This is a genomic window from uncultured Fretibacterium sp., assembly GCF_938030725.1.
Lineage (GTDB): Bacteria > Synergistota > Synergistia > Synergistales > Aminobacteriaceae > Fretibacterium.
In genome coordinates, this window is sequence record NZ_CALHIQ010000103.1 from 1 (window position 1) to 11,981 (window position 11,981).

13 protein-coding genes are annotated in these 11,981 nt (G+C 62.9%); 5 read left to right on the forward strand and 8 right to left on the reverse strand.

Annotation, left to right across the window (positions count from 1 at the left end):
- Positions 1-410 precede the first annotated feature (410 nt).
- From Q0629_RS06310 to Q0629_RS06320, 3 genes are all read left to right on the forward strand, one after another.
- Positions 411-623 (forward strand): hypothetical protein, encoded by a 213-nt coding sequence (locus tag Q0629_RS06310; RefSeq protein WP_298780336.1) that lies wholly within the window; start codon positions 411-413, stop codon positions 621-623.
- A 64-nt stretch (positions 624-687) separates the two neighbouring features.
- A complete protein-coding gene (locus tag Q0629_RS06315) occupies positions 688-918 on the forward strand; it encodes a hypothetical protein (RefSeq protein ID WP_298780339.1) in 231 nt (76 codons plus the stop codon).
- Entirely contained in the window at positions 902-1,165 is a 264-nt protein-coding gene (locus Q0629_RS06320) for a type II toxin-antitoxin system RelE/ParE family toxin (RefSeq protein WP_298780341.1), read from the forward strand. Before Q0629_RS06315 ends, Q0629_RS06320 begins: the two co-directional genes overlap by 17 nt.
- A gap of 132 nt (positions 1,166-1,297) precedes the next feature.
- Here Q0629_RS06320 and yihA read toward each other — a convergent pair whose 3' ends face one another.
- From yihA to tig, 5 genes are all read right to left on the reverse strand, one after another.
- The gene (gene yihA, locus Q0629_RS06325) at positions 1,298-1,882 is read right to left on the reverse strand and encodes a ribosome biogenesis GTP-binding protein YihA/YsxC (RefSeq protein WP_298780343.1); all 585 of its coding nucleotides are present in this window, start codon (positions 1,880-1,882) and stop codon (positions 1,298-1,300) included.
- Complete coding sequence (gene lon / locus Q0629_RS06330; protein WP_298780345.1) at positions 1,882-4,254, reverse strand: endopeptidase La; 2,373 nt, start codon at positions 4,252-4,254, stop codon at positions 1,882-1,884. The genes yihA and lon overlap by 1 nt, the downstream gene beginning before the upstream one ends.
- A gap of 1 nt (position 4,255) precedes the next feature.
- The gene (gene clpX / locus Q0629_RS06335; protein WP_298780348.1) at positions 4,256-5,554 is read right to left on the reverse strand and encodes an ATP-dependent Clp protease ATP-binding subunit ClpX; all 1,299 of its coding nucleotides are present in this window, start codon (positions 5,552-5,554) and stop codon (positions 4,256-4,258) included.
- Positions 5,555-5,798: 244 nt separating this feature from the next.
- On the reverse strand, positions 5,799-6,386 hold the full coding sequence (gene clpP, locus Q0629_RS06340) for an ATP-dependent Clp endopeptidase proteolytic subunit ClpP (RefSeq protein WP_298780350.1): 588 nt from the start codon (positions 6,384-6,386) through the stop codon (positions 5,799-5,801).
- 10 nt (positions 6,387-6,396) lie between these two features.
- A complete protein-coding gene (gene tig, locus Q0629_RS06345) occupies positions 6,397-7,770 on the reverse strand; it encodes a trigger factor (RefSeq protein WP_298780353.1) in 1,374 nt (457 codons plus the stop codon).
- A gap of 200 nt (positions 7,771-7,970) precedes the next feature.
- Between tig and Q0629_RS06350 the strand changes: the two genes are divergently transcribed.
- The gene (locus tag Q0629_RS06350) at positions 7,971-8,405 is read left to right on the forward strand and encodes a hypothetical protein (protein WP_298780356.1); all 435 of its coding nucleotides are present in this window, start codon (positions 7,971-7,973) and stop codon (positions 8,403-8,405) included.
- A 17-nt stretch (positions 8,406-8,422) separates the two neighbouring features.
- Positions 8,423-10,273: a nucleoside-diphosphate sugar epimerase/dehydratase gene (locus Q0629_RS06355; protein WP_298780358.1), complete on the forward strand. Its 1,851-nt coding sequence runs from the start codon at positions 8,423-8,425 to the stop codon at positions 10,271-10,273.
- A gap of 38 nt (positions 10,274-10,311) precedes the next feature.
- On the opposite strand, the gene Q0629_RS06360 is transcribed toward Q0629_RS06355, so the two are convergent.
- From Q0629_RS06360 to pgsA, 3 genes are read right to left on the reverse strand one after another with little or no spacing between them, the layout of a single operon-like run.
- Positions 10,312-10,566: a GIY-YIG nuclease family protein gene (locus Q0629_RS06360; protein WP_298780360.1), complete on the reverse strand. Its 255-nt coding sequence runs from the start codon at positions 10,564-10,566 to the stop codon at positions 10,312-10,314.
- Between the two features lie 4 nt (positions 10,567-10,570).
- On the reverse strand, positions 10,571-11,218 hold the full coding sequence (locus Q0629_RS06365) for a manganese efflux pump (RefSeq protein WP_298780362.1): 648 nt from the start codon (positions 11,216-11,218) through the stop codon (positions 10,571-10,573).
- A 7-nt stretch (positions 11,219-11,225) separates the two neighbouring features.
- Positions 11,226-11,822, reverse strand: a complete 597-nt coding sequence (gene pgsA / locus Q0629_RS06370; protein ID WP_298780363.1) for a CDP-diacylglycerol--glycerol-3-phosphate 3-phosphatidyltransferase — start codon at positions 11,820-11,822, stop codon at positions 11,226-11,228.
- Positions 11,823-11,981: the final 159 nt, after the last annotated feature.

Here is an 11,981-nt window from a genome sequence, read left to right on the forward strand (position 1 = left end):
GAGTGACGGCCTCCGGAGCCGTAGGCCGGGCGTTCGAATCGCCCCAGGCGCGCCAATGTTCTCCACTGCAACCCATACCCAACACTCCCCCAGCCTCTTTCAAGCTGTTGTATGTCGTCACGAGCGACGGCCTTATCTCGTGATATCCCTTTTCCATAGTTGCGATTGGGAGGGTCCCTCCTTTTTCATGAAAGAGCTGCTGACCTTGGAGGGGCGGCCCTTTTTTGTGTTCCTCCGCTCATTATACAATGAAAAATAGGTATAATGAGCGGAGGAAAATCGCCCTTGTGTCCTCCTGCTCTGCTCTGAGCCAAGGTGACCATTGCAATCAGGGAGGCCATTGCGCGAGCCCAGAACGCTGTCGAATTTGAGGCGGCGATCTCGGCAGCCAAAGGGGGGGAGGGATAGGTATGATTCAAGCTGTGGCAGCAAAGAGGAAGAGCCTATATCGCCAACTCCAGAGCCTGACCGAGGAGGACTTGGACAGGGTGAGCCATTATGCAGCATTCTTGCAGTACCTAGAAACCCAGGAAGACGAGGAGGATATCGCATGGATTGAGGCCCACAAGGACGACCCGACGGTCCCCTTGGAGGACGTGCTAAAAGCCCTGGGGCTTGACTGATTAAAGACGTTTACCAAAACCTTTAGCGAAGTAGACCTTATTATGATCAGGGAAGGGATGAGGGATGGCTCAGCTCGTGCTGGAGTTGCCACAGGAGCTGCGGGAGCGTATTGAGGTCCGAAGTTGCGAGGTCAAACAGAAGCCGGAAAGGTTCGTGTTGATGGCCATCGAGCAGTACCTTGAGGACTTGGAGGACGCCGAGGAAGCGCAAAGGGTTGTGGCCGAGATCGATGCCGGAAGGATGGGTACTCGCCCCTGGGGTGAGGTGAGGGCACGCCTTGGCCTGGACGATTGAGCTTTCCGAGGAGGCGGAAGCCACACTTTGCAAGCTGGATAAGCCGATCCGGCAAAGGGTCGGAAGATTTATCGACCGTGTGGCGTCGCTCCCCAATCCTCGGATGCAAGGAGAGGCGTTGCAGGGGCCGCTTGCAGGTCTTTGGCGTTATCGTGTAGGGGACTATCGCCTGGTATGCCACCTGAGGGATGATACCCTTGTTGTCCTCGTCGTCTGGCTCGGCCACAGGAGAGAGGTCTACAGGTAGGCCAAGGAAGCGTAGGGGCAAGTTCTTTTTGTCCCAAGCCCCCCCGATAGTCCTCTGCCCCCTGGGGGATGCACGCGGAGAACCCGCCAGGGGGGTGCAGTAGTACCGGTAGCAGGCTGGCACCATTCCCGTTCAGTCGTTTCGCTCAATAAAGGACTGAACGAACGACCTCAGTTCTCCGACGCCAACTCGTTTCTCCGCAGACGTCACGATGGGGAGGTCAACGGAGTACAATCCCTTGGCGACGTACTGCCTGACCATGTCCTTCCACCATCCTCGCGCCAGCTTGTCCGCCTTCGTAAAGACCACCAGAATGTTCTTTCCACAACGGACGAGCCATTCCTGAAGCTCGAGGTCGTTGGCCAGGAGCCCATGCCTGAAGTCCACGAGGTGGCACACAAGGCGGAGGGCGGCCCGGCCCTCGACGTAGGCCGAAACCAGTCGGAGCCAGGCGTCCTTCTCAGCCTTGCTCCGCGAGGCATATCCGTACCCCGGCAGGTCCACGAGCCTGAAGGGACGCTCCTCCCCGACCCGATAAAAATTGATGCTGCGCGTCTTGCCGGGCGTGGCCCCGACGTGCGCCAGCCTGACGCCCAGAAACGCATTGATCAGGCTGGACTTGCCTACGTTGGATCGCCCGGCGATCACGACCTCCGGACACTCCTCCAAGGGCAGCTGCTGCGGGGTGAAGCACGTGGCCTCAAGCGAAACGCGCATTACTTCTCTAGGGCCCTTTCAAAGACCGACAGGACGTTCTCAACGTAGCTGAAGGTCATTCCCCTGGTGTACTCCTGAGGGACCTCCTCGACGTCGGCCCGGTTGGGAAGGGGAAGGAGGATGTGAGATACGCCGTGGCGGCGAGCGGCCAATATCTTCTCCCGGATCCCGCCGACGGGCAGGACCTTGCCGCGGAGGGATATCTCCCCCGTCATGGCGATGCCCTGTCGGACCCTGCGCCCGCTCACCGCGGAGAGGATCGCCGTCGCCATCGTGACGCCTGCGGACGGCCCGTCCTTGGGGACGGCGCCTTCCGGCACGTGCAGGTGGATGTCGAGGGCCTTCCAGTCCACGTCGTCCAGGTTGAGGGCCGCGCTCTCGGACCTCAGGTAGCTGACGGCGGCCTTGGCGGACTCCTGCATCACGTCGCCCAGCTGCCCCGTCAGAAGCAACTCCCCCTTCCCCTTCATGATCACGGCCTCGATGATCAGGACGTCCCCACCCGCCTCGGTCCAGGCAAGTCCCACGACGCTGCCCCTCTCCGGGGCGGTGGGAACCGCCAGGTCGTAGAGCTTGGGGGACCCCAGGTACTCCTTCAGGTCCGCCACCTTGACGGAGGCCGGCAGGGAGAGAGGAGTGCCCTTGTCCTCCCCCTCCACGACCTGCCGCGTGATCTTCCGCACGATCGTCGAGAGGCACCGCTCCAGCCCGCGGACCCCTGCCTCCTGGGTGTAGGAGCCGATGATCTTCTTCAGGGCGGGGACAGGGACCTTGATATCCATCCTCTTGAAGCCGTGTTCCTTCAGGCTGCGGGGCAGGAGGTATCGCGAGGCGATCTGCACCTTCTCCTCGGAGATGTAGCCCGGAAGGGAGATGAGCTCCATTCGGTCGAGCAGGGGTTTGGGGATGGAATGGGTGACGTTCGCCGTCGTGATGAAGAGGACCTCGCTGAGGTCGAAGGGGACCTCGAGGTAGTGGTCGGTAAAGTGCGAGTTTTGACGGGGATCCAGGACCTCCAAGAGGGCGGAGGCCGGGTCGCCGCGAAAGTCGTTGCCCAACTTGTCGATCTCGTCCAGGAGCATGACGGGGTTGCAGCTCCCCGCCCGGACAAGCGTCTGAACGATGCGTCCCGGCAGGGAGCCGATGTACGTCCTCCGGTGTCCGCGTATCTCCGCCTCGTCCCGAACGCCGCCCAGCGATACGTTGATGAACTTTCGGTTCAGCGCGTCGGCGATTGACCGGCCCAGGGAGGTCTTGCCGACTCCGGGAGGTCCCACGAAGCAGATGATCTGTCCCTTCATGTCCGCGCCCGCATGGCGACGCACGGCCAGGAACTCCAATATCCTGTCCTTCACCTTGCGCAGGCCGTAATGATCGCGGTCCAACACCTTCTCCGCCTGCGAGATGTTGGCGTTCTCCTCCATCCGCACCTCCCAGGGGAGGTCCAAGAGCCAATCCAGATAGCTTCGGATGACTGCTGCCTCCGGGGAGATAAAGGGCATCTTGCGGAGGCGGGAGAGCTCCTTCTGAGCCTTTGTCTTGGCCTCCTCGCTCATCTTGGACCCCTCGATCCTCTCCGTGTAGGCGCCCCACTCCTCCTCCTCGCTTTCGCCCTGCCCCAGCTCGTTCTGAATGACGCGCAGCTGTTCCCGAAGGTAGTACTCCTTCTGGTTCTTGTCCACAGCGGAGCGTACCCGCTCCTGAATGTCGCGCTCAAGCTCCAGGATGTCGTTCTCCTCGGTCAGGAGGCGCAGGAGGAACACGAAGGCCTCCCGCATGTCCTGGATCTCCAGCAGCGCCTGCCGGTCCTCCAGCTTGATGGAGATGTGGGAGCCGATCAGATTGATCAGCTGTTCCAGGTCGTCCAGGGCCGCAATGGAGGCCATAACCTCGCCCGGAATCCTGGGCTGAAGGGCGTTGTAGCGCTCAAAGCACTCCAGCACCCGCCGTCGCCAGGGCTCAAGGGCCTTGCGGTTCGCGTTCTTCCACGGGACCGGAGCAATGTGGGCGACGAACATCTCGTTGTCCAGCCGGTACTCCTCCGTCTGCATCCTGGCCGTCCCCTCGATCAGGAGCTTGGTCGTCCCGTCGGGCAGGCGGAGCATCTGCATGAGGCTGCACAGGGTCCCCACCTTATACAGGTCCGACGCTTCAGGGTCCTCCACGGCGTTGTTGGACTGAGCGACGACGAAGAGCTTCTTGTCCTGCAGGAAGGCGGACTCCACCGCCCGCAGAGAGCGGGGCCGTCCCACGAAGAGGGGCATGATGACCCCCGGAAAGACCACGGTGTCCCGCACGGGAAGCGTGGGGCAGTCCCTCGCCTCCACGTCGGCAGGGTCCTTCTCCCCTGTTATCAGAATCTTCGTCGGCACTTCAGGCGACCTCCCTGGCCTCGGCCAGGAGCCTTTCAAGAGACGTCTTGTGGTTCACGAAATCCTCCGTGATCACCAGTTTCTTAAAGTTCTTCTCCATGGAGGGGAGCTCGTAGAGGAGGTCCAGCATCAGGTTCTCCATGATGGCCCGAAGCCCGCGCGCGCCCGTCTTCTTCTGCACCGCGAGCTCCGCGATGCGCTTCAGGGCGTCCTGGGTGAACTCCAGGTCCACGCCCTCCATGGCGAGGATCTTCCTGTACTGCTTGACCAGCGCGTTACGCGGCTCCTGAAGGATGCGGACGAAGGCGGCGGTGTCCAGCTCCTCGAGGGCCACCAGCACGGGGATGCGCCCCACGAGCTCCGGGATGAAGCCGAAGGTTATCAGGTCCTCCGGCTGAATCTTGCTCAGGACGCTGTAGCGGTCGTCCGCGCTGCGCGCAGCCAACTCTCCGCCAAAGCCCAGGGAGCGCTGAAACTCGCGCCGTGCCACGATGTGTTCGATCCCCTCAAAGGCGCCGCCGCAGATGAAGAGGATGTTCTCCGTGTTCATCTGAATAAAGTCCTGGTGCGGGTGTTTGCGCCCGCCCTTGGGGGGGATGTTGGCGATGGTCCCCTCCAGTATCTTGAGCAGCGCCTGCTGAACGCCCTCGCCGGAAACGTCCCGCGTGATGGACACGGACTCGGACTTGCGCGCTATCTTGTCGATCTCGTCCAGGTAGATGATTCCCCGCTCTGCGGCCGGCAGGTCGTAGTCGGCGGCCTGGAGGAGGCGAAGCAGGATGTTCTCGACGTCCTCCCCCACATATCCCGCCTCCGTGAGCGTCGTGGCGTCCGCGATGGCAAAGGGCACGTTCAACCTGTGGGCCAGCGTCTGGGCGATCAGCGTCTTGCCCGACCCGGTGGGCCCGACCAGAAGGACGTTGCTCTTCTGGAGCTCGATGTCGGAGTTCTTCAGCTCAAGGTTGTTGCGGACCCTCTGATAGTGGTTGTAAACCGCGACGGAGACGACGCGCTTCGCCCTGGACTGCCCGATGACGTACTGGTCCAGGAACGCGTTGAGCTCGCGCGGCTTCACGGCCTCGAGCTCGGCAAGCGGCAGGGGGCCTTCCTGCGGGACCGCGATGCCCTTCGCGCCCTCCGTCCGGCCGCCCCCCTCCTCGGCCAGGATCATGTTGCAGAGCTCGACGCACTCGTCGCAGATCCATACCCCCGACCCGGCCATCAGGCGATGAACCTCATCCGGGGACTTCCCGCAGAACGAGCAATGAACGTCATTGGAACCGATATCGTTTCTTCTCATTTTCTTCAACTGTAAAAAAACCTCCGGGGAGCGTCCCCTGCGACAGACAGAGCGGGTGATCGCCCTCTGCCAAGCCATGCGGTCCTTGTAATTTGGGACCGCCAAGCGCCGTGAGCTCGCCTGCACTAGAGCGGCCTCGGCGCGCCGTTACCATGATCTTCATTTCAGAAACATGACAAAGGGGACGGAAAGGTCTCCTATCCCCTTAAGCGAACATCCCCACTTGTGCAGGCCCGTACAGGCGTCAGCGCGATTCGATGATGCGGTCGATCAGGCCGTAGTCCAGCGCTTCCTGAGCCGTCATGAAGTTGTCCCGGTCGGTGTCCTGAGCTACCTTCTCCACGTCCCGTCCCGTGTGTCGGGCCAGGATCGCGTTCATTCGCTTCCTGGTGTTCAGGATGTTGCGCGCGTGGATCTCGATGTCGCTCGCCTGTCCGCTCGTGCCGCCCAGGGGTTGATGGATCATGACCTCCGCGTTGGGGAGCGCCAGACGCTTCCCCTTGGCTCCTCCGGCCAGGAGGATGGCTGCCATGCTGGCGGCCATCCCGACGCAGATCGTCGACACCGGACTCTTGATGTACTGCATCGTGTCATAGATGGCCATCCCCGCTGTGACGCTCCCGCCAGGGCTGTTGATGTAGAGGTGGATGTCCTTATCCGGGTCCTCGCTCTCCAGGAACAGGAGCTGCGCGACGATGGAGTTCGCCACGTCGTCCATCACCTGGGTGCCCAGGAACACGATGCGGTCCTTGAGGAGCCGGCTGTAGATGTCGTAGCTGCGCTCGCCGCGCCCCGTCTGCTCGATAACGTAAGGGATGTAATAGGTGCTCATCGGAACCTCCTCACCGTTGATCCTGGGGCTGCTCTCCCTTGGGCTCCTCCTGTGGGGCGGAGAGCTCGTCGACTTCCTTGACCTTCGTCAGCGAGAGGACCTGCCTGCGCACCTTGTCGTAGTGTACCTCGTTCGTCAGCTGGTCCATCGCCTTCTCGTTCTTGTAGAAGTAGGCTGCCAGGGTGTTGCGGTCGATCCCATAGAGGGAGGCGCGCCGCTCTAGCTCCGCCTCCACGTCCTCCCGATCGACCTTGACGTCGTACTTCTTCGCCACGGCGTCCAGGATCAGGGTGTGGCGCACGATGTTCTCTGCCCTCGTGTCCAGGATCTTCAGGTAGTCCTGCTCCCAGTGGTCGTTCTTCGGCCCCAGGACCTGGTGCAGCTCCATGCCGTAGCGCTCCTTCGCCTCCTGTTCGTCCCTGCGGCGCAGCGCCGCGGCCTCCCGCCTGATCATGGTGGCCGGGACCTCCAGTTCGGAGCGCCGGACGAGTTCCTCCACCGCACGGAGGGCTGCGTCGTCGCCGTTCTCCCTCTCGAGGCTGGCCGCAAGGTCGCTCCGCATCTTGCTGCGGAACGCCTCCTCGGTGAGGACCTCCGTCTTGTCGCCGAACAGCTTTTTATAAAACTCCTCGCCAAGCTCCGGAAGGACGCGCTCCACCGCACTCTCCACGGTCATCGTGTAATGGATGCGCTTGCCCGCGACCTTTTTATCCTGATACTCGGGTTCAACGTCAAACTCCGTTTCGACGACGTCCCCCTTGGAATGTCCCAGAAGCGCCTCGCGGATTGCAGGGCGCACATTCTCGTCGGAGAGGTCGATCTCGTTCTTCCGCGGCGCGGTCTCCTCCGCGCCCTCCTCCAGGACCCGGACCCGAAAGGTGACGGTCACGACGTCGTTCGCCTCGGCAGGGCGCTCCACCGGGGTCAGGGTCGATCGGTCCCGGCGCAAACGGTCGATGAGCTTCTCCAGCATGTCGTCCGTGACGTTGGTCCTCACCCTTTCGACCTCGATGTCCCCGATCTCCGGCAGCTTGACCTCAGGCATCACCTCAAAGCTCAATTCGCAAGAGATGGGCTGGCCCTCACGGATCTCGCCCGCGTTCAGCAGGGAGGGCTGGTCGATCGTTTCCAAGTCGTAGTCCTCAAGGATCTGCGGCACCGCGTCTGAAAGGAGCTTCTCAAGGGTTTCATTGTAAAGTGCATCGCGCCCGACGCGCATCTCGATGACCTGACGGGGGGCGTGCCCCCGGCGGAATCCAGGGATGTTAAGATCGCGCGACAGCTCGTGCAGCGTCTTCTTGAGGGCGCCCGCGAACTCGTCCGCTTCAAAGTTTACCTTGATCTTGACGACGTTTTTATCCTGTCCCAGCAACTCTGTATTCATTCCTCAGGCTCCTTTCGACCTTGCAAACGCGCGTATTATACCATTAAAAACAGGCAAAAACGGTGAGCCCCGCGATCGCGCCATTTCTTTTTTGCCAACGCCGGCGCGCGCTCTGTAAGAGCCCCGTCTGTGCTAGAATGAAGGTTGTTGTGTTATCGGCGGCACGGTCGCCGCACTTTATTTTTTGGAGGAATTTTATCATGCCGATGCAGATAGGTCTTGACGAGTTGATCTCCATGCTGCTCGCCAGGGTGGACGGCCTGACGATGGACTCGGAAAACCAGAAGAGCCGCTTCAACATCATGTTCCGCATCCTGTACAGGAAGGGGCTCTTCGACGAGAACGACGTTCTGGACGCCGTTCGGGAGGAACACGGCATCCTCCACTCCCTCGGAATACTGAAGGAAATGCCGGACGAGAAGGCCCTGAAGGCCGTAGCGGACGGGCTGATGCTGTGGATCAAGGGGGACGTGGAGGCCATTAAAAAGTCCATCGAGGACTACGACAAGCGATTGAAAGAGGCCATGTCGCACCAGAAGTCGAAGATCGACGTCGCTCCGGCCGCCGTGCTGGACCAGCTGGATCGTCTGGGCGGCGGCGGCAGTCAGGGCGGCGGAAAGAAGCTCATCCTCTAGGGCGCCGCCAGGGTACCATGAGGCGTCTTTTGCTGGCGATGCTCCGCCTGTGGAACAGGGCGGCCAACAGCGGCCTGATCGTGGCGCTGCTGGACCTCCTGCTCCTCGCTCTCGCCTGCTACCTGGGGTACGCCATACGGCTCAGCCTCTTCATTCCCGCGCTCTACGCGAGGGACTGCATCGTCACGGCGATCGCCTTTCCGGCACTGGCGTCGGTCGTCTTCACGATCTTCGGCCAGTACAAAATTCTGTGGCCCCAAGCCAGCCTGGAGGACTACGTGCGCTTCAGCGAGCTCTACCTCCTCGCCGCCTTGCTCTTTATCCTCGTGAACGGCGTCTGGCGCCTTGTCCTCCTCCCGCGCACGTCCCTGGCTATCATGCTGTTCGCCGGAGTCCTCTTCAGCGGGGCACTCCGCGTGTCCTGGCGCCTCCACGCCCAGCCGGCGGCCAAGGAAGGAAAACGCCTGGAGGCTCTCATCGTCGGGGCCGGCGAGGCGGGCGCCCTTCTGGCCCGCGACCTCATGCGCAACGCCAGCAGCCTCGTTCCGAAAGCCTTCGTGGACGACGATCCTCAAAAGGTGGGCAAGCGGATCGCGGGGCTGCAGGTCGTCGGCGACACGTCGCGGCTGGCGGAGGTCGTCCGGGAGGAGGGGATCAGGGTCGTCCTGATCGCCATTCCTTCGGCGCACGGGCGAAAGATTCGCTCCCTCTACAAGCAGCTCGCTCCCCTTGGGGTGGAGGTCCGCCTCCTCCCCAGCCTGAGGGAGCTTGCGGGCGGCGCGGTATCCGTCACGAGGCTGCGCAGCGTCAAGCTCGAGGACCTGCTGGGGCGCGATCCCATCAGGATCGACCTGGACGAGGACTCGAACTACATCCGGGGCCGGCGCGTCCTGGTGACCGGGGCGGGCGGTTCCATCGGCAGCGAGATCGTTCGGCAGGTCATCCAGAACAAACCCGCGGAGCTCCTCGTCCTGGGACACGGGGAACAGTCCATCTACCTCCTGACCGAGTCCCTGAGCAAGGCGAAGCCGGACGTCCCCATACGCCCCATCATCGCGGACGTCGCGGACGAGATCGCCATGGGGGACGTCTTCGACCGTTACCAACCCCAACTGGTCTTCCACGCCGCTGCGCACAAGCACGTCCCCCTGATGGAGTTCTCCCCCAGGGAGGCGCTGCGCGTCAACGGGCTGGGAACGCGCACCCTGGCGCGCGCCGTCGGTGAACACGGCGCGGAGCGGATGGTGCTGATCTCCACGGACAAGGCCGTCAATCCATCGAGCGTCATGGGGGCCACGAAGCGGGTCGCCGAGCGGGCGCTGGAGCAGGAGCAGCAGAGCCACCCGGGGACGGCCTACATGGCCGTTCGCTTCGGAAACGTGCTGGGCAGCCGGGGGAGCGTGATCCCGAAGTTCGAGAGGCAGATCGCGGCTGGGGGTCCCGTCACGGTCACCGACCCGCAAATGAAGCGCTACTTCATGCTCATCCCGGAGGCCGTCAGCCTGGTGATCCAGGCCGGCGCCATGGGGAAGGGGGGCGAGCTCTTCGTCCTGGACATGGGGGAGCCCGTCGTCATCACGGAGATGGCCGAGCTGCTGATCCGCCTTTACGGGTACGAGCCCTACCGCGACATCCCCATCGTCTTCACCGGCGTTCGCCCCGGCGAGAAGCTGGAGGAGGAGCTCTTCTACGACCCGGGGTCCGTCCACCCGACCCGACACCCGAAGATTTTCACGAGCCCCCTGGGCGGGGCGATTGACAGCCGCTCCTTCAACGCCCTCCTCGACGAGGCCGTCCGCCGTCCGCAGGAGGCGCTGACGCTGCTCCATCGCCTGGTCCCGGAGTACGCGGAGTGGGAGGGGTCCTGACGGTCCCCTCCCACCCTTCAGAACGCACAGTTTTCCCCTCAGGCGTCCGCCTTCCCTTTGATCAGGGCCAGTTTCATCCCGCGGCTCATCCGTTTGATCTCGCCCTCGCGCCTCATCGCGTCCGAGCGCGACGCGCACTCCTCCTGATAGACGAGCTCAAGGGGCAGGTGCGAGCGCGTGTACCGCCCTCCCTGCCCCGCGCGGTGGCGGCTCAGGCGGCGTACGATGTCCACGGTCCAGCCCGTGTAGAGCGATCCGTCGCCGCAGCGCAGCACGTAGACGTAGAAGCCCACGGGGCTAGCCCAGGGAGGGGGGCAGGACCGATGCCGTCCCCATCCTCCACTCCTCCATCAGGTGCGTCGCCAGGATGTTGAGCCCGATGAGGATGAGCAGGACTCCGCCCAGGAGCTCCATCTTCCGGCCGAAGCCCGCCCCGGCCGTGCGGCCCAGCCAGGTCCCCGCAGCACATGCCCCCGCCGTGACCCCACCGGCGACGAGGGCGAGGGGCATGACGGGCAGTCGCGTGAGGCCAAACCCCGCCCCGACGGCCAGGGCGTCGATCGACGTGGCCAGCGCGACCGCGAGCAGCAGCCTGAGGGATTGAGTGACGTCGCGGCACTCCTCCTCCCCGCGAAGGAAGTCGCACACCATGCCCCCTCCGACGAAGGCCAGGAGCCCGAAGGCCAGCCAATGATCCCAGAAGGAGAACCACCTTGCGGAGGCCATGCCAAGCTTCCACCCCAAAAGCGGCATGAGAAACTGAAACGCCCCGCAGGCCAGTCCGAGGCGGGCGCCAGGGCGCCAGGGGTTGCCCGCGGTGCAGGCCCCGACACAGACGGACAGGGCGAAGGCGTCCATCGCAAGAGAGCACCCCGATACGACGGCGGCCCAGCTCATCGAGTCCTCATCATCCGGCAGACGGCGAACATGATCGGCCTCACGCATCCGGGCGCTATCGGCTCCGGGTGTCCTCCTCCGCGTTCAGGAGCATCCGGCTACCGTCGATGAGGTACTCCATTCCGGACCATACCGTCAGGATCATGGCAACCCACATGAGGGCCATTCCTCCCGGCAGCTTCAGGATCAGCATGGCGAGGGCGACGATCTGAAAGACCGTCTTCAGCTTGCCGCCCTTCGAGGCGGCGATGACGACGCCCTCCGCCGCAGCCACCAGGCGCAGCCCGGTCACGACGAACTCGCGCGTAATGATGACCAGCACGATCCATCCGGGGATGCGCTGGAGCTCCACGAGGGCGATCATCGCTGCGATGACCAGCACCTTATCCGCCAGGGGATCGATGAACTTCCCCAGCGTCGTGATCAGGTGGTGCTTGCGCGCGATGTAGCCGTCCATGGAATCCGTGATGGCCGCGATGATGAACACTACGGCCGCCAGGAGGTCTCCCAGCGTCAGGGGCTCGGCGCCGTCGAGGGAGAGGAACGGGATGGGAGTGCTGATCCTCAGGGAGAGAAACAGCAGGACAAGGGGGGCCAGGAACACGCGCACAAGGCTCAGGGTGTTCGGTACGTTCAATATTTTCGAGCTCAAAACAACTCCACCTCCAGGGCGTCTGCCCCATCAGCATGACGGGAAATGAGCGATAGACGATGTGCCATAAGCTTTCACGCTCATGATTATAGCTCAAAACTCGTTAAGGAAGCGCTGATTAATCTTCAAAAGTTGTTGAAAGCAATCAAGGAGCATCAA

Excerpts from the sequence above, each read along its gene's own strand:
- Q0629_RS06310 (WP_298780336.1), top strand. The coding sequence starts at position 411 with ATGATTCAAGCTGTGGCAGCAAAGAGGAAGAGCCTATATCGCCAACTC.
- Q0629_RS06315 (WP_298780339.1), top strand. The coding sequence starts at position 688 with ATGGCTCAGCTCGTGCTGGAGTTGCCACAGGAGCTGCGGGAGCGTATT.
- yihA (WP_298780343.1), bottom strand. The coding sequence starts at position 1,882 with ATGCGCGTTTCGCTTGAGGCCACGTGCTTCACCCCGCAGCAGCTGCCC.
- clpX (WP_298780348.1), bottom strand. The coding sequence starts at position 5,554 with ATGAGAAGAAACGATATCGGTTCCAATGACGTTCATTGCTCGTTCTGC.
- clpP (WP_298780350.1), bottom strand. The coding sequence starts at position 6,386 with ATGAGCACCTATTACATCCCTTACGTTATCGAGCAGACGGGGCGCGGC.
- tig (WP_298780353.1), bottom strand. The coding sequence starts at position 7,770 with ATGAATACAGAGTTGCTGGGACAGGATAAAAACGTCGTCAAGATCAAG.
- Q0629_RS06350 (WP_298780356.1), top strand. The coding sequence starts at position 7,971 with ATGCCGATGCAGATAGGTCTTGACGAGTTGATCTCCATGCTGCTCGCC.
- Q0629_RS06355 (WP_298780358.1), top strand. The coding sequence starts at position 8,423 with ATGAGGCGTCTTTTGCTGGCGATGCTCCGCCTGTGGAACAGGGCGGCC.
- Q0629_RS06365 (WP_298780362.1), bottom strand. The coding sequence starts at position 11,218 with ATGCGTGAGGCCGATCATGTTCGCCGTCTGCCGGATGATGAGGACTCG.